17 protein-coding genes are annotated in these 20,003 nt (G+C 75.9%); 9 read left to right on the plus strand and 8 right to left on the minus strand.

Annotation, left to right across the window (positions count from 1 at the left end):
- The first annotated feature begins 20 nt into the window (after positions 1 to 20).
- Positions 21 to 302, plus strand: a complete 282-nt coding sequence (locus MF605_RS06125; RefSeq protein ID WP_049147275.1) for a hypothetical protein — start codon at positions 21 to 23, stop codon at positions 300 to 302.
- Positions 303 to 329: 27 nt separating this feature from the next.
- On the opposite strand, the gene MF605_RS06130 is transcribed toward MF605_RS06125, so the two are convergent.
- Genes MF605_RS06130 through hemE form a run of 6 tightly spaced genes read right to left on the minus strand, consistent with a single transcriptional unit; the run spans position 330 to position 7,153 of the window.
- Entirely contained in the window at positions 330 to 1,169 is an 840-nt protein-coding gene (locus tag MF605_RS06130; protein WP_049147273.1) for a uroporphyrinogen-III synthase, read from the minus strand.
- A gap of 1 nt (position 1,170) precedes the next feature.
- Positions 1,171 to 2,304 carry a hydroxymethylbilane synthase gene (gene hemC / locus MF605_RS06135; RefSeq protein WP_049147271.1) on the minus strand — a complete coding sequence of 378 codons (1,134 nt, stop codon included), beginning with the start codon at positions 2,302 to 2,304 and terminating at the stop codon, positions 1,171 to 1,173.
- 4 nt (positions 2,305 to 2,308) lie between these two features.
- Complete coding sequence (locus MF605_RS06140) at positions 2,309 to 3,658, minus strand: ferrochelatase (RefSeq protein ID WP_049147270.1); 1,350 nt, start codon at positions 3,656 to 3,658, stop codon at positions 2,309 to 2,311.
- Complete coding sequence (gene hemQ / locus MF605_RS06145; protein ID WP_036314319.1) at positions 3,658 to 4,374, minus strand: hydrogen peroxide-dependent heme synthase; 717 nt, start codon at positions 4,372 to 4,374, stop codon at positions 3,658 to 3,660. Before hemQ ends, MF605_RS06140 begins: the two co-directional genes overlap by 1 nt.
- 50 nt (positions 4,375 to 4,424) lie before the next feature.
- Complete coding sequence (locus tag MF605_RS06150) at positions 4,425 to 5,933, minus strand: protoporphyrinogen/coproporphyrinogen oxidase (RefSeq protein ID WP_101965984.1); 1,509 nt, start codon at positions 5,931 to 5,933, stop codon at positions 4,425 to 4,427.
- Entirely contained in the window at positions 5,930 to 7,153 is a 1,224-nt protein-coding gene (gene hemE, locus MF605_RS06155) for a uroporphyrinogen decarboxylase (RefSeq protein ID WP_069941430.1), read from the minus strand. The genes MF605_RS06150 and hemE overlap by 4 nt, the downstream gene beginning before the upstream one ends.
- A gap of 136 nt (positions 7,154 to 7,289) precedes the next feature.
- Here hemE and MF605_RS06160 point away from each other — a divergent pair, with 136 nt between their 5' ends.
- The 5 genes from MF605_RS06160 (at position 7,290) to MF605_RS06180 (ending at position 13,363) form a co-directional block, all read left to right on the plus strand.
- Positions 7,290 to 8,642: a glutamyl-tRNA reductase gene (locus MF605_RS06160; RefSeq protein ID WP_134415727.1), complete on the plus strand. Its 1,353-nt coding sequence runs from the start codon at positions 7,290 to 7,292 to the stop codon at positions 8,640 to 8,642.
- 25 nt (positions 8,643 to 8,667) lie between these two features.
- A complete protein-coding gene (locus tag MF605_RS06165) occupies positions 8,668 to 9,324 on the plus strand; it encodes a TetR/AcrR family transcriptional regulator (RefSeq protein ID WP_134415725.1) in 657 nt (218 codons plus the stop codon).
- A 120-nt stretch (positions 9,325 to 9,444) separates the two neighbouring features.
- Positions 9,445 to 9,669, plus strand: coding sequence for a DUF3107 domain-containing protein (locus tag MF605_RS06170; protein ID WP_002854967.1), 225 nt, complete (start codon positions 9,445 to 9,447; stop codon positions 9,667 to 9,669).
- A gap of 68 nt (positions 9,670 to 9,737) precedes the next feature.
- On the plus strand, positions 9,738 to 11,303 hold the full coding sequence (locus MF605_RS06175; protein WP_134415723.1) for an RNB domain-containing ribonuclease: 1,566 nt from the start codon (positions 9,738 to 9,740) through the stop codon (positions 11,301 to 11,303).
- A 251-nt stretch (positions 11,304 to 11,554) separates the two neighbouring features.
- Positions 11,555 to 13,363, plus strand: coding sequence for a DEAD/DEAH box helicase (locus tag MF605_RS06180; protein WP_061867030.1), 1,809 nt, complete (start codon positions 11,555 to 11,557; stop codon positions 13,361 to 13,363).
- Positions 13,364 to 13,481: 118 nt separating this feature from the next.
- Here MF605_RS06180 and MF605_RS06185 read toward each other — a convergent pair whose 3' ends face one another.
- A complete protein-coding gene (locus tag MF605_RS06185; RefSeq protein ID WP_049147253.1) occupies positions 13,482 to 14,342 on the minus strand; it encodes a PHP domain-containing protein in 861 nt (286 codons plus the stop codon).
- 64 nt (positions 14,343 to 14,406) lie between these two features.
- On the opposite strand from MF605_RS06185, the gene MF605_RS06190 reads away from it, so the two are divergent.
- Both MF605_RS06190 and MF605_RS06195 read left to right on the plus strand, forming a co-directional pair.
- Positions 14,407 to 16,005: an aminopeptidase P family protein gene (locus tag MF605_RS06190; RefSeq protein WP_134415721.1), complete on the plus strand. Its 1,599-nt coding sequence runs from the start codon at positions 14,407 to 14,409 to the stop codon at positions 16,003 to 16,005.
- A gap of 33 nt (positions 16,006 to 16,038) precedes the next feature.
- Positions 16,039 to 17,844, plus strand: coding sequence for a pyruvate kinase (locus tag MF605_RS06195; RefSeq protein WP_036382693.1), 1,806 nt, complete (start codon positions 16,039 to 16,041; stop codon positions 17,842 to 17,844).
- Between the two features lie 6 nt (positions 17,845 to 17,850).
- Here MF605_RS06195 and MF605_RS06200 read toward each other — a convergent pair whose 3' ends face one another.
- A complete protein-coding gene (locus tag MF605_RS06200; protein ID WP_010080557.1) occupies positions 17,851 to 18,627 on the minus strand; it encodes a YflT domain-containing protein in 777 nt (258 codons plus the stop codon).
- Positions 18,628 to 18,719: 92 nt separating this feature from the next.
- Between MF605_RS06200 and MF605_RS06205 the strand changes: the two genes are divergently transcribed.
- The gene (locus tag MF605_RS06205) at positions 18,720 to 19,988 is read left to right on the plus strand and encodes a magnesium transporter MgtE N-terminal domain-containing protein (RefSeq protein WP_010080556.1); all 1,269 of its coding nucleotides are present in this window, start codon (positions 18,720 to 18,722) and stop codon (positions 19,986 to 19,988) included.
- The last annotated feature ends 15 nt before the right edge of the window (positions 19,989 to 20,003 follow it).

The following is a 20,003-nucleotide window of genomic DNA, read 5'->3' on the forward strand; positions in this document are numbered from 1 at the left end:
CGCCCGGTAGGCTCCCCGCCATGGGGAACACTCTGGGCTTCCTGCGCGGCGTCGACCGCCTGCACGCCTTCTACACGGAGAACGTGCGCATGCTCGCGCACGCGTACGACCTGACGGACGAGGAGGCCTCGGAGCTGCTCGCCAACACGGGCTTCACCAACGTCTCGGTCGCCATCCTGCGCGGCCCGCGGGTGGACATCATGGCCGCCGCCACCGGCGTGCCGCAGGACGAGAAGCACGACGCCGGCCCGGCGCCGTCGGAGGACGACGCGCCCGACCCGGACGGCGACCGCCCCGACTGAGCCTCGCCTCGCGTGCGGCCGGGCGGCTCAGGCCGCACCGCGCAGCACGGCCAGCACTCCGGCCGCGTCCGGCGTGGGGGCCGTCCCGAGCAGGGGCAGACCCCGCCGCGCGCACGTGTCACGGGTCGGCGCGCCGATCGCCACGAGCCGCACCCGCTCCCCCACCAGTGGCGTCAGACCCGCGGCCACGAACTCCTCCGCCGCGGACGAGCTGGTGAGCACCACGGCGGTCCCCGCCGCGACCGCGGCCAGCCGCGCGGGCGTCACGACGTCCCCCCGGCCCTCGTCCGCCGCCCCGTCGAGCAGCCGCCTGCCGGCCTGCGCCGGATACGGCACCGTCCGGTAGGCGAGCCCGGTCCGCACGTCCCAGCCCGCCGCGCGCAGGCCGTCGGCGAGGCGGGACCGGGCCCGATCGGACTGGGGCAGCCACGCGCGGGCGCCGCGGGGATGCAGGGCGGCGAGTCCGGCGATCAGGCCCTCGGCGGAGCGGTCCTCGGGCGGCAGCCACGGCGCCGCGTCGCAGCCCGCCTCGGTCAGCACCCGTGCCGTGCCCGGTCCGGTGACCGCGATCCGCGCGCCCGCCGGGACATGGCCGTCCCAGCCGACGGCCCTGAGCGCGCGCACGGTGTTGGGGCTCGTCAGCACGAGCCAGCGGGACCCGTCCGAGCGCACCGGCCCGGCCGCATCACCGTCGGCCCCCGCCCAGTCCGCGAGCAGCGCGCGCAGGGGGCCGTCGTCGTCGGGCAGCGCGAAGTCGGTCAGCGGCAGGAAGCCGACCCGCAGCCGCCGCCCCGCCACCTCGGTGCCGGCGAGACCGGCCTCGAGGTCGCCGGCCTGGGCCGGCTGGCGGGTGAGCAGGACGCGCATCTCAGGCCGGGTCGTCGGGGCGCGGGGCGCCGTCGCCCCGGTCCACCCCGCGCACCGTGCCGGGCAGCAGGTCGGCGCCCTCGGCCACGAACTGCTCGGCCACGTGCACGCCGAGTGCCTCCGCGGCCACGAACAGGGTGTCCTCGAGCCACTCGTCGGCGGCCGCCGGGTCGCCGGCCACGTCGGCCGGCACCGGGTCGAGCTGCACGGACGAGGTCCGGCGCAGCACGCGCGAGCCGTCGAGGGCGGCCACCATCGCGGTCATCTCGATGCGCGGCGCGCCGGCCTCGCCGTCGGTCACGCGGGCCACGGCCCCGATCGGCGCGGCGCAGCCGGCCTCGAGGCGGCGCAGCAGGGCCCGCTCGGCGGTGACCGCCACGTGGGTGTCCCGATCGTCGACCAGCTCGAGGGCGGCGTGCAGCCTCCCGACCGGCGCCTCGGGGTCCAGGAGCGCCCGACCGAGGAAGGACTCGTCCTCGGCCCGGATCTCCACGGCCAGGGCGCCCTGCCCGGGGGCGGGCACCATGACCTCCGGGTCGATCCGCTCGGTGATCACGTGGTCCAGGCCGAGCCGGTCGAGCCCGGCACAGGCCAGGATCACGGCGTCGAGGTCACCGCGGGGCGAACCCGCGGCGGCCGGGGCGTGATCGTCGTGCTGCTCCAGCCCGGGCACGCGGGCCAGGCGGGTCTGCACGTTGCCGCGGATGTCCACCAGCTCCAGATCCGGGCGCAGCGCCTTGAGCTGGGCCACGCGGCGCGGCGAGCCCGTGCCCACCCGGGCGCCCTCGGGCAGGGTCGCCAGGGTGAGGCCGTCGCGGGCGCACAGGGCGTCCCGCAGGTCGGCCCGGGCCGGCACCGCGGCGATCTCGAGGGTCTCCGGTTGGACGGCCGGCAGGTCCTTGAGCGAGTGCACGGCCGCGTCCACGACGCCGTCGAGCACGGCGGCCCGCAGCGCCGAGGCGAACACGCCGGTGCCGCCCAGCGAGGCCAGCGAGCCGGTGGTGACGTCGCCCTCGGTGCGGATCACCACCAGCTCGTGGGCCAGGCCGGAGCGCTCCGTGAGCGTCTCGGCCACGTGGGTGGTCTGCGTGGTCGCCAGGGCGGAGCCCCGGGTGCCGATGCGCAGGGGGGTCACGGTCTCAGGCCTCCTCGGCGGGGGCCGCGGCGCCCGCCTCGTGCTCGGCCAGCCCGCGCACGGCGGCGTCGACAGCGGACGTCGTCGGCCGCGTCGAGCCGTCCCGCATCACCTTGACGCAGCAGTCCGGCCGGCACACGTCGTACCACGCCGGGAAGCAGCCGACCGCGGCGCGACCCTCGCGCCGGCCCAGCCGCTCCTCCACGATGTCCACGAGCCCGGCCACGAACCGCGGGTCGGTGCCCGGGGTGGGGCTGCGACGGAACCCCACGCCCAGCCCCTCGGCGGTCTCCTTGGCCTCGGTGTCGAGGTCCCAGACCACCTCCATGTGGTCCGAGACGAACCCCAGCGGCACGACGATGAAGCCCGCCACGGCACGCCCCTGCGCGTCCGTCTCGGCGCCCTCGCCCGCGAGGTGCTCCATCGCGTCGTTGATGTCCGGCTCCAGCCACGGCACCGAGGGCGGGCCGGAGCGCGACTGGTACACGAGCGACCACGGCACGTCCGCGGCCTCGGGCACGCCGGCGAGGATCTCGCGGGCCACGTCGAGGTGCTGCGCCGAGTACACGTCCGCACCCTCGTCGCCCGGCTCCGCCCCCGCCTGCGCGCGCAGGTCTGCGGCGAGGCCGCGCGGGCCGGCCGCGGCGGCGTCGGAGGTGGGGATCGAGTGGGTCGCGAAGAGCACGTGGATCCGCGCGTCGTCCCCCAGCTCCGCGCGCAGCGACGCCAGGTCCGCGCGCAGGCCGTCCCGGAACGGCTCGATGAAGCCGGGGTGGTTGAAGTACTGGCGCGTCTTGTCCAGGTCCACCTTCCCGGTCAGGCCGGTCTGCTCCAGGGCCATGCCCATGTCCTCGCGGTACTGGCGGCACGAGGAGTAGCAGGAGTACGCGGAGGTGGTGACCGTCAGGATGCGGCGGTGCCCGTCGGCGTGCATCCGCTCGAGGGTGTCCGGGAAGTAGGGCTCCCAGTTGCGGTTGCCCCAGTACACGGGCAGGTCCAGGCCGCGGGCGGCCAGCTCGGCCTCGATGGCCGCCTTCAGCGCGCGGTTCTGCGCGTTGATGGGGCTGACGCCGCCGTTGGCGCGGTAGTGGGTGGCGACCTCCTCGAGGCGCTCGTCCGGGATGCCGCGCCCGCGCGTGACGTTGCGCAGGAACGGGATCACGTCGTCCTGGCCCTCGGGCCCGCCGAAGGAGGCGAGCAGCAGGGCGTCGTAGTCCTTGGGGGCCATCACGCCGCACACGTCGTAGTCGACGCCGGCGGCGGCCTTCTCGGGCGTCCGGAGGGCCGGGGCGACGCCGGCGTCCGGGCCGGTGTGGACGGGCGCGTCGGCGCGGGGCTCGGGGGCGGCGGTCATCAGGCCAGCACCTCCGCGATCTCGGCGGTCTCCAGACGGCGTCCGGTGTAGAACGGCACCTCGCTGCGCACGTGCAGGCGGGTCTCGTTGTTGCGCAGGTGGCGCATCATGTCCACCAGGTCCGTCAGCTCGTCCGCCTCGAGGCCCAGCAGCCACTCCCAGTCGTTCAGGCCGAACGCGCTGGTGGTGTTCGCCCATACCTGCGGGAAGTCCTGGCCGAGCTGGCCGTGCTCGCGGAGCATGCGGGCCCGCTCCTTCGGGTCCAGCAGGTACCAATCGTACGAGCGCACGAACGGGTAGAAGCACAGCCACTTCAGGGCCTTGCGGCCCATGGCGAAGGCGGGGACGTGGTCCTTGTTGAACTCGGCCATGCGATCGGCGCCCATGGCCGAGAGCACCATCGTGGTGCCCTCGAGCAGACGGGTGCGGCGCAGCTCGCGGATGGCGGCCTGCAGGTCCTCGGGCACCTGGCCGTACATCCACACCATGACGTCGCCGGCCTCGCGCATGCCCGAGACGTCGTAGACGCCGCGCACGGTCACGCCGGTCTGGGCCACCCGCGCGACGGCCTCGTCGAACTCCTTGGCGGCCTTCTTCGCGTCACGGCCCTCCAGTCCCAGCCAGCCGGGCTCGCCCTGTGGGCGGGCGAACACGGTGTAGGTGGTGAACCAGTCCTTGCCGGCCTCGGCAGGGGTGGTGGTGCTGTCCTTGGTCATGGTCCTCTTCCTTGAGATCCGATTGCGTCAGGGGTGGTCTGGGGGCGAGGTCAGCCCGCGGGCGGCGCGTCGGCGCCGAGGGTGCGGTCCACGCCGGCGACGACGGCGGCCAGCCCGGTGCCGTGCACCCAGCTGCCCACGAGGTCGAGGCCGGGCACGTCCCGTGCCCAGTCGATCAGCGTGTCCGCCTTCGCGCGGTCGGGGCCGGCCTGCGGCGGGATGGAGCGGCGCCAGCGGGTGACGGTGCGGGCGACGACGTCCTCCTCCGCCAGCGGCACCCCGGTGAGAGTCGCCGTGTCCACGAGCGCCTGCGCGAGCAGCTCCTCGTCCGCGCTGCGGTGGCCCAGGGCCTCGGGCCCGCCGCCCTGGCGGCCGTAGGACAGGCGCAGCACGTGGCGGTGGGGATGGCGGGCGACACCGTCCTCCTGCGGACGCGCGACGACCTCGCGCAGCCACGCCCACTTGGCGGTGGCGTGGGTCAGGGCCTTGGCGGCCACGTCCGTCCCGGCGCCGACCAGCACTCCGGTGCCGCGTGGCGCGTCGTCCAGGCCCGCGGCCTCGACGACGAGCGTGGCCAGCGCGATGCCCTCGCCGAGGGCGGGGCCGGCGTCGGGGTCCAGGGCCTCGGCCGAGAGCGGGGCCAGCAGGTCCCAGGCGGTGACGCCGTCCACGGCCAGCACGACGCGGTCCACGTCGAGCCCGCGGACGACCTCGTCGTCCCGGTCCGAGATCTGGGCCCACCAGCCGCCGGTGGCGGGCACGCGGGACAGGGCGGCCACCCGGACACCGCGCAGGACGGTGGCCCCGTCCTCGCGCAGCGCCTCGACGAGCCGGCCGGTGAGGCGGACCATGCCGCCGTCCAGACCGGCCACGAGCGAGCCGGGGGTCCCGGTGGACCGCAGCGCGGCGACGCCCGCGGCCAGCCCGCCGTGCTCCACGGCGGCGGCGAGCAGGCCGGGGGCCACGCGCTCCAGCTCGACGACCGCGGGGTCGGCCGAGTGGACTCCGGCGACGACGGGGGCCACGAGGCGGTCGAGCACCTCGTCGCCGAGGCGGTCGGCCACGACCTGCGCGACGGTCACCGGCTCGCCGGCCGCGAGCGCGGCGGCCCAGCGATCCATGGGGGCCTCGGCGTCCTGCCGGGCGCGCTCCAGGCCGGCCGGCGTGAGGGCGGCGGCGAGGTCCTCGGCGTCGAGGTCGCCGGGGATGCCGACGATGCCGAGACGCGGGGCGCGCACGGGGCCGGCGGGACCGTGCAGCCACGAGCCGAGGGGCTCGGGCGCGACGATCTTCTCGCCCAGCCCGAGCTCCTCCACGAGCGCGCGCACGGCGGCGCCGCGGACGGCGAACGACTCGGCGCCGCCGTCGAGTTCGAGGGTCTGGGTCTCGGGGGCCCCGGTCTCGCCGTGCGAGGGGACGTCGAGGAAGCGCGGGGAGACCGCGCCCCCGAGCACGGAGGTGGCCTCGGCGAGGGTCACGTCCCAGCCCGCCGTGGACAGTCGGTGGGCCGCGACGAGGCCGGCGATGCCGCCGCCGACCACGAGCGCCGTGCCGCTCATGCGCGCTCCTCCCGCTCGGCGGTCTCGACCCCCGGTGCCGGGTCCTGGCCCTCCCGCTCCGGCACGGGCAGGGAGTGGATCAGCTCGACCACGCGGGTCAGCACGGCCGCGTCCGTCTCCGGCGGCACGCCGTGGGCGAGGTTGACGACGTGGCCGGGCGCGACGGCGCCGGAGGCGACAACGTCGCGCACGTGGGCCTCGAGGACCTCCCACGGGGCGGCGAGCAGGGCCGGGTCGATGTTGCCCTGCAGGGGCACGGCGCCGCGTCCGTCGGGGCCGGGGTTCGCGCTGAGCCGGCGGTGCGCCTCGGCGAGCGTGAGGCGGTGGTCCACGCCGACGGCGGTCGCGCCCGCGTCACGCATGTGGTGCAGGAACTCTCCGGTGCCCGTGCCGAAGTGCAGGAGCGGGGCGCCGTCGGGGACGCCGGGCCCGGCGAGGTCGGCGACATGGGCGAGGGCCGCCGTCGAGTGCGGCTGCACGTGCTCGAGGTAGTCGTCCGCCGAGAGCGAACCGGCCCACGAGTCGAACAGCTGCGCGGCGGAGGCGCCGGACTCGAGCTGGGCGCGCAGGAACTGGCCGGACACGGTGGCCGCCCAGCCGGCCAGGGCGGCCCAGGTCTCGGGGTCGGCGTGCATCATGCGTCGCGGGCCGAAGTGGTCGCGGGAGGGACGGCCCTCCACCATGTACGCCGCCAGCGTGAAGGGGGCGCCGGCGAAGCCGATCAGGGGGCGCGGGCCCAGCTCGGCGACGGTGGCCGCGACGGCCTCGCGGATGACGTCCAGGGCGGCGTCCTCGAGGACGGGCAGCGCGGCGACGTCGTCGGCGGTGCGGACGGCCTGGCCGAGCACGGGGCCCACGCCGGGCTGGATCTCCACGTCCACGCCCGCCAGGCGCAGGGGGACCACGATGTCCGAGAAGAAGATCGCTGCGTCGACGTCGTGGCGGCGCACCGGCTGCATCGTGATCTCCCGGACCAGGTCCGGCATGAGGCAGGAGTCGAGCATCCCGATCCCCTCGCGCACCCGGCGGTACTCGGGCAGCGAACGGCCGGCCTGCCGCATGAACCACACGGGGTGGCGGTCGGGGCGCTGGCCGCGCAGCGCGCGAAGGAGCGGGCTGGCCACGGTCGAGCGTGACGGATCCTCGGTGCGCAGCGGGTGCTCGGCGGGCAGTGCCGGGACGGCCGCGGGGGTCTCGGGGGTCTGGGACAGGGCGGACATGCCCCCAGTGTCCCACCGGTCGTGTCCCGGTGGCACATCAGCGTCCTCCGTGAGCGCCGTCACACTGGCCGACGGCACCCGGGTCAGGTCCGCCTTCCCGGACGGGCGGGGCGGTCGGGGCTAGACTTGGCCCGCTGTGACTGTCTTCTCTCTCGTCGCCTCCCACCATGACCTGGACCTGGACACGGTCGCCCGCCTCAGCGCCGGCGCGACCGGGGTCGGGCCCGCCCTGCCCGGCAGCGGCGCGGCGGGCGCCATCGTGCTGGCCACGTGCAACCGCGTGGAGATCTACGCCGAGGCCGACGGGGCCGGCGTCGAGGCCGCCCGCGCGGGGCTGCTGTCCGCCGTCGCCGCCTCCACCTCCCTGCCGGACGAGGACGTGCACGCCGCGTTCCGCACGCTCGACGCCGACGCCACGGCCCGTCACCTCTTCGAGGTCGGCGCCGGACTGGACTCCGCCGTGGTGGGCGAGCGCGAGATCGCCGGTCAGGTCCGACGCGCCCTGACGGCGGCCCAGGAGGCCGGCACCGCCTCGGGCCCGCTCGTCCGCCTCTTCGAGTCCGCCACGCGCACGGCCAAGGACGTCGGCTCCCGCACGGCGCTCGGCGCGGCCGGCCGCTCGGTCGTCTCCGTCGCCCTGGACCTCGCGGAGGAGCTGCGCGGTCTCACCGACGCCGCGGCCCAGCGCGACTTCTGGGCCGGGGCCACCATCCTGCTGATCGGCACGGGCGCCTACGCCGGCACCACGCTCGCGCAGCTGGCGGACCGGGGTGCGACCACCGTCGGCGTGCACTCGGCCTCGGGCCGCGCGGAGCAGTTCGTCGCGGACCGCGGCGGCTGGGCCCTCGCGCTCGGCGGCGAAGCCGTGGCCGGTGCCGTCGCCGAGGCGGACGTGATCATCGGCTCCTCCGGGGGCGAGCGCCAGATCAGCCCCGAGCGCCTGCAGGAGCTGCGCGAGGGCGGACGGCGCCCGCTCACGGTGGTCGACCTGGCCCTCTCGCGCGACTTCGCCCCCGCCGTCGCGGACCTGCCGGACGTCGACCTCATCACCCTCGAGTCGGTGCGGCTGGCCGCCCCCGAACAGGCCGAGGTCGCCGTCGCCGAGGCCCGCGCACTCGTGGACGACGCCGTCGAGGAGTACCGCGCGGCGCAACGCGGCCGCAGTGCCGACGCGGCGATCAAGGCCCTGCGCCGCCACACCCTCGGCGTGCTCGACCGGGAGCTCGAGCGCGTGCGCGCCCGCCACGGCTGCACGGCGGCCGCCGAGGAGGTGGAGTTCGCCCTGCGCCGCATGGTGAACCTGCTCCTGCACGAGCCCAGCGTGCGCGCCAAGCGACTCGCCGCCGAGGGCCGGCTCGACCGCTATGAGGACGCCCTCGAGGCGGTCTTCGGGATCGAGGCCCCCGGCCGCCCCGCCCCTGCCGTGGGCACGGTCGAGGCGGCCTGCCCCGCGCACGAGGACGAGGGCGGCGCCGCGCGCATCGCGTGAGCCCGCCCCGCGCCAGGAGGACCCCGTGACCGCCCACCCCGCCGCCACCGCGCCCGACGAGCCCGGGCGAGGCCGTCGTCTGCCCCGGCACGAGCGTCGCCGCCAGCTGCTGGACTGCGCCCGCGCGGTCTTCGCCGCGGAGCGGTACGCGGGGGCCTCCATGGAGCAGATCGCCGAGCGGGCCGAGGTCTCCAAGCCGGTCCTCTACCAGCACTTCCCCGGCAAGCACGAGCTCTTCCTCGAGCTGCTGGACGCCGAGGTCGCGAGCCTGCGCGCGCTCCTCGAGGCGGCGATGGACACCCGCCGCGACAACCGCGAACGGGTGCGGGCCACCGTCGCCGCCGTGTTCGAGTACATGGCCTCCCCCGAGCGGACCCACCGCCTCATCTTCGACTCCGGCATCGACGGGGACCCGGAGGTGCGCACGCGGAGCGAGGCCGTGCACCGGCTGCTCTCCTCCGAGGTCGCGCGCACCATCCGCGCGGACACCACCGTGGCCGAGGCCGAGGCCGAGGTGCTCTCCCGCGGACTCGTCGGCTACCTCCTGGGCGCCGCCCGCCACTGGGCGGACCGGCTCGACGCCGACGCCCGCCCCGCCGCGGCCGAGACGGCCCGCACGGTGGACGCGCTCATCTGGCGCGGCCTCGCCTCGCTGCCCTCCGCGGACGATGCCCCGCGCTGACCCGGCCGTCCGGCCCGTTTCGCCCGCGGGTGAACCTCGTGGGCGCCCGTCCACCCCGCCGAGCGGTCCCGTAGGCTGACGGCGGACCGCACAGGACGCGACGAAGAGAAGAGGTTCCCCATGGAGATCCGCATCGGTGTGCAGCACGTCGGCCGCGAGGTCGTCATCGACAGCGAGCAGTCGGCGGACGAGGTCCGCTCCCTCGTGGACGCCGCCGTCGCCGACGGCACCCCGCTGGTCCTGGCGGACGCCAAGGGCCGCCAGGTGGTCGTCCCCGGCGACCGCATCGGCTTCGTGGAGATCGGCGCGAAGAAGTCGGGCCCGCTCGGGTTCGCCGCCTCCTGACCCGCCCGCACGCCCCGGTGATCCGCCGGGGCGTGCGTCGTCTCGGCCCCCTGCCCAGGAGCACCGCCATGACCCCTCACGCCCTCGGCCTCCGCGGCCCCGCCGACCCGGCCCTGCTCGATCGCCTCGCCGCCCTGCGGACGGAGCTCGAGCTGCCGCCGGCCTTCCCCGCCCCCGTCCTGGCCGAGGCGGAGGCGGCCGCGCGTGAGGTGCACGCGGGCCTGACCGGGAGCCCGGACCACGCGGACCGCACGGCCCTGCCGTTCGTCACCGTGGACCCCGCCGGCTCCACGGACCTGGACCAGGCCCTGCTCCTGACCCCCGCCGACGACGACGGCATCCTCGTCCGCTACGCGATCGCGGACGTGCCCGCCTTCGTGGCCCCGGGCGGCGCCGTGGACGCCGAGGCCCGCCGTCGCGGCCAGACCGTGTACCTGCCGGACGGCCGGGTCCCCCTGCACCCGGAGGTGCTGAGCGAGGACGCCGCCTCCCTGCTGCCGGACCGCGAGCGCCCGGCGTTCGTGTGGACGTTCCTGCTGGACGCCGCGGGCGCCGTCGTCGAGATGGGCCTCGAACGCGCCCGCATCCGCTCCCGGGCGCAGCTGACGTACGGGCAGGTGCAGGCCTTCCTCGACGCGCGGGAGGGAGCGCAGGCGCCGACGACGCCGCGTCCCGGGGTCACCGACGCGGACTTGGCCGCCGCCGAGGGGTGGCCGGCCGAGGTGCGCGACTCGCTGACGCTGCTGCCGGAGGTGGGCCGACGGCGGGCCGCGCAGGAGGCCGCCCGCGGCGGTGCCTCCCTGAACCTGCCGGACCAGGAGGTCCGTGTCACCGAGGACGGGGCGCACGAGCTCGTGCACCGGGCGCCGCTGCCGGCGGAGGAGCACAACGCCCAGCTCTCCCTGCTGACCGGCATGGCCGCGGCCGAGCTGATGCTGGCCGCCGGAGTCGGGATCCTGCGCACGATGCCGGCGCCGGACGCCGACGCCGTCGCCGCCTTCCGAGAGCGCACGCGCGCCCTGGGCGCCCCGTGGAACGAGGACCAGGACTACGGCGCCTACCTGCGTTCCCTCGACCCCGCCGACGCGCGGCACCTGGCGGTGCTGCACGCGGCCACCGGGCTGTTCCGCGGCGCCGGGTACACGGCCTTCGACGCGCAGGCCGAGGACCCGGCCCTGCGCACACCGCCGGCCGAACCGGCCCAGGCCGCGCTCGCCGCCCCCTACGCCCACGCCACCGCTCCGCTGCGCCGGCTCGTGGACCGCTTCGTCCTGGCCCTGTGCCACGCCCATGCCATCGGCGCCCCCGCCCCCGCGTGGGTCCGCAGCGCCCTGCCCGAGCTGCCCGCCCTCATGGCGGACTCGTCGCGCCGGGCCTCGGCCGCGAGCCGGACGGCGGCGGACCTCGTGGAGGCGGCGGCGCTCGAGTCCCGCGTCGGCGCGGAGCTCGAGGGGATCGCGGTGCGGGAGGCGAAGGACGGCACCGAGGTGTGGCTGCTCGACCCGGCCGTGAGCCTGCGGGTGCCGGGCAGCGTCCCGGCGGGCACCCGGGTGCGCGTGCGGATCGAGGGCGTGGACCGCGCCTCGGGTGCGATCACGGCCGCGGGGGTAGACTGGCCGCACAGCTCACGCTGACCCAGGATGACCGGTCGCTCTCTGATCACCCTGACCCGCCGCCCGCGCCCCTGACGCCCGGGACGGCACCATGACCTGCCGGATCCGGCACGGCCCGCCTCGCACGGCGCGCCCGGCCCGGTTCCACGGGGCGCCGCCCGTCGGCCGCTCCGCGTGCTTGCCTCGCGATCGGCTTCCGCTTGAACCGCGCGCACGGCGGAGCCGGGCCTTCCGCCCGCCGTGACGACGCCTGACCAGGAACGCGAGTCGCCATGACCCAGAACTCCGAGCACACCCCCGCCTCCGCCGACCTCGACCCGACGGTCGCCGCGATCGCGGAGGACATCGTCACCGAGGACGCCGCCCCCGTGGCCCCCGAGCAGACCTTCGCCGACTTCGGGGTGCACCCCGCGATCGTCGAGGCCCTGGAGGCCAAGGGCATCGTCCACCCCTTCCCCATCCAGGCCATGACCCTGCCGGTCGCCCTCGGCGGCCACGACATCATCGGCCAGGCCAAGACCGGCACCGGCAAGACCCTCGGCTTCGGCATCCCCGCGCTACAGCGCGCCATCGGCCCGGGCGAGCCCGGCTGGGACGGCCTCGAGGCCAAGGGCACCGCGGGCGCCCCGCAGGCCCTGATCGTCGCCCCGACGCGCGAGCTCGCCGTCCAGGTGGCCGGCGACCTCACGGCCGCCGCGGCCCGGCGCCCCCTGCGCATCGCCACCATCTACGGCGGCCGCGCCTACGAGCCGCAGATCGAGGAGCTGCAGCGCGGCGTCGAGATCGTCGTCGGCACCCCCGGCCGCCTCATCGACCTGATGCGCCAGCGCCACCTGCGCCTGGACCTGGTGAACACGGTGGTGCTGGACGAGGCCGACGAGATGCTGGACCTCGGCTTCCTCCCCGACGTCGAGACCCTGCTCGCCGCCGTCCCGGCCGTGCGTCAGACCATGCTGTTCTCGGCCACCATGCCGGGTCCCGTGGTCGCGATGGCGCGCCGCTACATGACGCAGCCGACCCACATCCGCGCGGCGGACCCGGAGGACGAGGGCCTGACGAAGAAGGACATCCGTCAGCTCGTCTACCGCGCCCACCACATGGACAAGGACGAGCTCGTGGCCCGCGCCCTGCAGGCCGAGGGCCGCGGCCGGACCATCATCTTCACGCGCACCAAGCGCACGGCCGCTCGCGTGGCGGACGAGCTGACGGCGCGCGGCTTCGCGGCCGGCGCGCTGCACGGCGACCTCGGCCAGGGCGCCCGCGAGCAGGCGCTGCGCGCGTTCCGCAACGGCAAGGTGGACATCCTCGTGGCCACCGACGTCGCGGCGCGCGGCATCGACGTCGACGACGTCACGCACGTGTTCAACTTCCAGGCGCCGGAGGACGAGAAGACCTACGTGCACCGCGTGGGCCGCACGGGCCGCGCCGGCAACAAGGGCGTGGCGGTGACCCTCGTGGACTGGGAGGACATGCCGCGCTGGTCCCTGATCGACAAGGCGCTCGGCCTCGGCCAGCCCGAGCCGGTGGAGACCTACTCCTCCTCCCCGCACCTGTTCTCCGACCTCGGCATCCCGAAGGGCACGAAGGGCCGTCTGCCGCAGGCCAAGCGCGTGCTCGAGGGCCTCGAGGGCGAGACGCTCGAGGACCTCGGCGGCCCCGAGGCGAAGCAGCGCGACGGCGGCCGCGGACGGGGTCGCGAGGGCGGTCGGTCCCGCGACGGCGAGCGCGGCGGCCGTGAGGGCGGCCGCGGCGGACGTGGCGGACGGAACCGGGGCGGCCGCTCCGGCGAGGGCCGCGACGATGCACGCGGCGGAGGCCGCGGCGAGCGCTCGGCCCGCGGGCGTGGTGAGGTACCCGCCGAGCAGCGCGCCGAGGGCCGGGGCCGTGGTCGCGGCGAGGGCCGCGAGCGCACCGCCTCGCGCTCCGAGGCCCCCGCAGCCCGGACGCCGGAGCCGGTGGCCGGCGTCGAGCTGACGGAGGCCCGCCGGGCCGAGCGCGCCGAGGCGCGGGCCGAGGCCCGTCGTCGCCGGGGCGGCCGCACCCGCACGCGCCGCCGCAACGGCGAGGTCGTGGACGGCTGACCCTCCCTTCCGGGCCCCCGGGAGTCTTCTGCGCGAATGACCCTTCTGACCGCCGTGCAGGCGGCCGGAAGGGTCATTCGCGCAACGGATCCTCCGCCGTCGCCCCGGCCGTCCGGGCTCAGCCGCGGATGATCGCCGTGCCGGTGCCCTGCCGCTCGATCTCGGCGAGCACCTCCGCGCCCGTGGTGTGCTCGCCGATCGGATTGGGCTTGCCCGTGCCGTGGTAGTCGGACGAGCCGGTGACGAACAGCCCGTGCCGGTCCGCGAACGCGCGCAGCCAGGTGCGCTCCTCCGCCGGGTTGTCCCGGTGCTCGACCTCGACCCCCGCCAGTCCGGCCTCGGCCATCTGCTCGAACACCTCGTCGCCCACCACGCGGCCCCGCATGCGCGCCCGGGGATGCGCGAACACCGGCACCCCGCCGGCGGCCCGGATGAGCGCGACCGCCTCGGCCGGGTCCGGGGCGAAGTGCGGCACGTAGTACTTGGACCGGCCGGCGAGGATCTCCCGGAACGCCGCGGAGCGGTCCGGGACGGCCCCGATCGTCACGAGGGCGTCGGCCAGGTGGGGCCGGCCGATCGTCGCGTTCTCCGCCGCGTGCTCCTGGACCAGCTCCCACGTGATCGGGAAGTCCGCGCCCAGGCGCCGCACCATCTCCTGCGCCCGGATCAGCCTCGCGTCGCGGGCCAGGCCGACCTCCCGCAGCAGGGCGGGGTCCTCGGGGTCGTGCAGGTAGCTGAGCACGTGCACGCTCACGCCGTCGGCGGAGGTGCAGGACATCTCCATGCCGGGCACGAGCGTCAGCCCGGTCTCCCGCGCGGCGTGGGCGGCCTCGGCCCAGCCGGCGGTCGTGTCGTGGTCGGTGAGCGCGAGGCCGTCCAGCCCGGCCCGCGCCGCCGCACGCACCACGTCGGCCGGCGGCTCGGTGCCGTCGGACTCGGTCGAGTGCGTGTGCAGGTCGTAGCGGGCCATGGCGGCCATGGTACCGAGACCCGCGCGCGGCGGCCCCGACCTGCCCGCGCCCACCGGTGCCATGATGGAGGGCATGACCGATGCCGCACAGCACCCCGCCCAGACCACCCCCGACCAGCCCGCCGCCGCCCCCGAGGCGGGCGCCGACGGCACCGGCGCGGTGAACCCCCAGCCGCTGGCCGAGCGCGTCGACAACCGCTCGCAGCGCCCCGCCTCGAACGCCTTCCGCGACTTCATGGCCTCCGACTGGGCGCCCTCGTCGCAGGCCCTGCCCGACCCCGACGCCTCGGCCCCGTACGCCGCCCGGCGGCGGGCCGCCGTGTCCGCGCGCTTCCCGGGCGAGCGGATCGTGGTGCCGGCCGGCCGCCTCAAGGTCCGCTCGAACGACACCGACTACCGCTTCCGCGCGCACTCCGCGTTCGCCCACCTGACGGGCCTCGGCGTGGACCACGAGCCAGACGCCGTGCTCGTGCTCGAGCCCACGGACCCGGGCGCCGGCGACGACGGCACGGACCACACCGCCACCCTGTACTTCCGTCCCCTGGCCGGCCGGGACACCGAGCAGTTCTACGCGGACTCGCGCTCGGGCGAGTTCTGGATCGGCCCCCGTCCGACCCTGGCCGGCCTGGCCGCCCGCACGGGTCTGCGCACGGCGGGGCTCGAGGAGCTCGAGTCCGCCGTCACCAAGAACGTGGCCGCGGACGGCACCGCGGTGCGGCTGCTGGCCGAGACCGACCAGGACGTGGACGCCCTGCTGGCCGCCGTCCGGACCGAGGCCGGCGTGGACCTGGCCGCCGCGGCCGAGGCCGACGCCCAGACCGCCGAGTTCCTCTCCGAGCTGCGCCTGGTCAAGGACGCGTGGGAGATCGAGCGGATGCGCGCCTCGGTGGCCGCCACGATCGCGGGCTTCGAGGACGTCGTGCGGGCCCTGCCGCGCGCCGTGGGCCACGACCGCGGCGAGCGCGTGGTCGAGGGCGCCTTCTTCGCCCGCGCCCGCCTCGAGGGCAACGACCTGGGCTACGACACGATCGCGGCCTCCGGCAACAACGCCACGATCCTGCACTGGATCCGCAACACGGGCGCCGTGCGCCCGGGTGAGCTGCTGCTGCTCGACGCCGGCGTCGAGGACGACTCCCTCTACACCGCGGACATCACCCGCACCCTGCCCGTGTCCGGCACGTTCACGGACGTGCAGCGCCGCATCTACCAGGCGGTCCTCGACGCCGCGGACGCCGCCTTCGCGATCGTGCGCCCCGGCATCCGGTTCCGCGAGCTCCACGCCGAGGCCATGCGGGTGCTCGTCGACCGCCTCGACGGCTGGGGCCTGCTGCCGGTCTCGGCCGAGGTCGCGCTATCGGACGAGGGCCAGCACCACCGGCGCTGGATGCCCCACGGCACCTCGCACCACCTCGGCCTCGACGTGCACGACTGCGCGCAGGCCAAGCGGGAGCTCTACCTGGACGGCGTGCTCGAGCCGGGCATGGTCTTCACGATCGAGCCGGGTCTGTACTTCAAGGAGGAGGACCTGGCCGTCCCCGAGGAGTACCGCGGCATCGGCGTGCGCATCGAGGACGACATCCTCGTGACCGAGGACGGGGCCGAGAACCTCTCCGCGGTCCTCCCCCGCACCCCGGACGAGATCGAGGCCTGGATGGCGCGGCTCCAGGCGTGATCCGGCGCGGAGGGCGCCCCTAGGGTTCGGACCATGGGTATCGACCTGACCACCGAGCTCACCGCCCTCCGCGACCGCCTCCTCTCCGCCGAGGCGGAGCACGCCGACCTCATCTCCCGCGTCCGGGAGCGCCACCGGGCCTCGGCCCGGAACCTCGTGCACTACGTCGCCCTGCGCGGCACCGACCTGCGGCCCCTGCAGGAGGCGCTGAGCGACGCCGGACTGTCCTCTCTGGGCCGCATGGAGGCCGGCGTGCTGGGCCACGTGGACGCGGTGCTGGCCGCCGCCCGCGCGCTCGACGGCGACCCCGCCCCCGCGCCCGAGGACGACGCCCTGACCTCCGCCGAGGGCCGCGCCATCCTCGCCCGCAACGCGGCGAGCCTGCTCGGTCCGGCCCGCGGCGACCGGGACGCGCGCATCATGGTGACCATGCCCTCCGAGGCCGCCACGGACCCAGAGCTCGTGGCCCGGATCGCCGAGGCCGGCATGGACCTGGCGCGCGTGAACTGCGCCCACGACGACGAGCAGGCGTGGGCCGCCATGATCGCGGCGGTCCGCCGGTGTGCCGGTGCGGGCCGGCCCGCACCCCTGGTCGCGATGGACCTGGCCGGGCCGAAGGTGCGCACCGGCCCCATCGAGCCGGGACCGCGCGTCGTGAAGGTGAAGCCCGCCCGGGACCCCTCCGGGATCGTCACCGAGCCCTCCCGCGTGTGGCTCGCCGCCGGGCCCCACGACGCCGTGGCCACAGCGGACCGGCCGGACGGCGCCGTCGTCGTGCCGCTCGCGGACCCGGAGGGGACGACCCTGGCGGTCCTGCAGCGCGGCGACGAGATCGAGCTGACCGACGCGCGTGGCGCACACCGCAGGCTCGAGGTCGAGCAGGTGGACGGCCAGGGGGTGCTCGTGCGGGCGGAGAAGACGGTCTACTGGGCGACGGGCACGGCACTGACGACGCCGCACGGTCCGCTCGAGGTGGGACCGCTGCCCCCGCTCGAGCAGTCGATGCGCGTGCACGAGGGCGAGCAGATCGTGCTGACCCGCTCGCTCGAACCGGTTCCCGCGGTCGACACGCCGCCCTACCGGATCGGCCTCACCCTGGCGCAGGCGTTCGCGGACGCGGCGGTCGGCGACCGGGTCTCCCTCGACGACGGACGGATCGGCACGCGGATCACGGCGGTGTCCGACGACGAGATCACCCTCGAGGTGACCCAGGCCGGCCCGCGCGGGGCGAAGCTCAAGGCGGAGAAGGGCGTGAACTTCCCGGACACGCACCTGGACATCCCGGCCCTCACGGACGAGGACCTCGCCCACATCCCGTTCGCGGCCCGCCACGCGGACATGGTGAACATGTCCTTCGTCCGCTCGGCCGAGGACGTGGCCCAGCTGATCGACGCGCTCGAGGCCGAGGACGCACCGGACGTGGACATCACGCTGAAGATCGAGACGGTGGAGGCCTTCCGGCAGCTGCCGCGGATGCTGCTCGAGGCGATGCGCTGGCGGGACGTCGGGGTGATGATCGCCCGTGGCGACCTGGCGGTGGAGGCCGGCTTCGCACGGATGGCCGAGCTGCAGGAGGAGATCCTGTGGCTGTGCGAGGCGGCGCACGTGCCCGCGATCTGGGCCACCCAGGTCCTCGAGTCCCTCGCCAAGACCGGCCTGCCCTCACGGGCGGAGATCACGGACGCCGCGATGGCGCAGCGGGCCGAGGCCGCGATGCTGAACAAGGGCCCGTACATCGACCGCGCCGTCACCGTCCTCGGCGACATCCTGGGCCGGATGCACGGTCATGCGAGCAAGAAGCGCGACATGCTCCGGCGGCTCGAGTCCTGGTCCCTCTGACGGGGCTCAGCCGCGCGGCTCGTCCTGGGGCCGGGGCGGGTGGCCGCCGCGCGCCTCGATGAGCTTGGCGACCTCCTCCGGGGGCAGGGTCACGCCGTAGGAGCGGTCCAGGCCGGTGGGCGCGGGGTCCGCCTCCGGGACGGGCCGGGCCGGCGCCTCGGGTCCGCCGGGAGCGGGCGCCGCGTGGGACCCGCCCGACGACGGCGCGGCGGCCGGGGTGGCCTGCACGGACCCGCCCCCGGCCTCCTCCGCGGCGGGGGCGGGCGCCGGCTGCGGGGCCGGCTGCGGCGTCGGGGCCGCGGCACCGCCCAGGCCCAGCTCCTGGCGGGCGCGGGCGGCGTGGTCGAACGCGACCACGAGGTCGAAGGCCGTCGGCACGACGGCCTGCGAGGACGCGAAGCCGTGCTGGCCCCGACGCATCGCGAAGCCGATCACGCCGAAGATCAGCCACACCGCCAGGCCCAGCAGCATGGAGGTGAGGATCTGCCCCGGGCCGGCCTCGGGGGCCAGCAGGTAGAGGAACATGCCGATCAGTCCGCCGAAGAACACGCCGCGCACACCCGCGGACAACGCCACCTGGGCGTAGTTCAGCCGGCCGCGCACCCGCTCCACGACCCGCAGGTCCTTGCCCACGATCGACACGGCGCTCACGGGGAAGTCCGTGGCGGCGAGGCGGTCCACCTGCTCGCGCGCCTGCGCGTAGGTGGCGTAGGTGGCCAGCAGCTCTCCGCGGGGCAGGCCCTGCTCGGCGCCGGGCTGAGGGTTGGACATCATGAACGACATGGACCCATTGTGCCCGGCCCGGCGCCCGGGCGGGCGGCGGTCCGCCGTACGCGGACACGGAGCCGCGGTCCGGCACGCCGTAGGCTGGGTCGGTGAGCTCCCCCAAGATCTTCGTGGCCCGCCTGCTGGGCCTGGACGTCTTCGACCCCCTCGGCGACCGCCTGGGACGGCTGCGCGACGTCGTCGTGCTGGACCGCGGCCCCGCCGCAGCCCCGTTCGCCACCGGCCTCGTGATCGAGGTCCCCGGCAAGAAGCGCGTCTTCGTCCCGATGACGCGGGTGACGTCCATGGACTCGGGCCGGATCATCACGACCGGGCTGATCAACCTGCGCCGGTTCTCCCGCCGTGGCGCCGAGCAGATGGTGGCCGCCGACCTCTTCGACCGGAAGGTGCGCCTCTCCGACGGGTCGGGCGAGGCCTTCCTGGAGGACATCGGGCTGGAGCAGCAGCGCAACGGCGACTGGCTGGTCTCGGACCTGTACGTGCGCCGCATCGTCGGCCGCGGCCCCTTCGGCCGCGCCCAGCGGGGCGAGCACCTCCTGCTGAACTGGGACGAGGCCCGCTGGACGGCGCAGGCCGACCCGCAGGGGGCCACGAGCTTCCTCGCCGCGCACGAGGACCTCAAGCCCGCCGACCTGGCGGACATGCTCCACGACATGTCGGAGAAGCGCCGCGTCGAGGTCGCCAGGGAGCTGCAGAACGAACGCCTCGCGGACGTGCTCCAGGAGCTGCCCGACGACGACCAGGTGCAGATCCTCTCCCAGCTGGACATCGACCGCGCCGCCGACGTCCTGGAGGAGATGGACCCGGACGACGCGGCGGACCTGCTCCACGAGCTGCCCGACTCCCAGCAGGAGCTGCTGCTCGAACGCATGGAGCCGGAGGACGCCGAGGACGTCCGGCGCCTGCTCGAGTACGAGGAGGGCACGGCGGGCTCGCTCATGACCCCCGTGCCGGTCATCCTCCCCCCGGAGGCCACCGTGGCCGAGGCCATGGCGACCATCCGACAGCAGGAGATCTCCCCCGCGCTGGCCTCGCTCGTGATCGTGGCCCGGCCGCCGTTGGAGACGCCGACGGGCCGGTTCCTCGGCGTCGTCCACTTCCAGCGCCTGCTGCGGTACCCGCCGCCGGAGGCGATCGGCAACATCATGGACAAGGATCTCGAGGCCGTCTCGGACCTCGCCCCCATCGCCCACGTGACCCGCGAGCTCGCGACCTACAACCTCACGTGCATCCCCGTGGTGAACGAGCAGGACCGCGTCGTCGGGGCTGTGAGCGTGGACGACCTGCTCGACCACATCCTGCCCGACGACTGGCGGGCCATGGACCTCGACGACGCCGAGACCCGCCCCGCAACCTGACCCCGCGGCCCGCCG

The sequence above is a fragment of the Micrococcus luteus genome, from assembly GCF_022664405.1.
Taxonomy (GTDB): Bacteria; Actinomycetota; Actinomycetes; order Actinomycetales; family Micrococcaceae; genus Micrococcus; species Micrococcus luteus.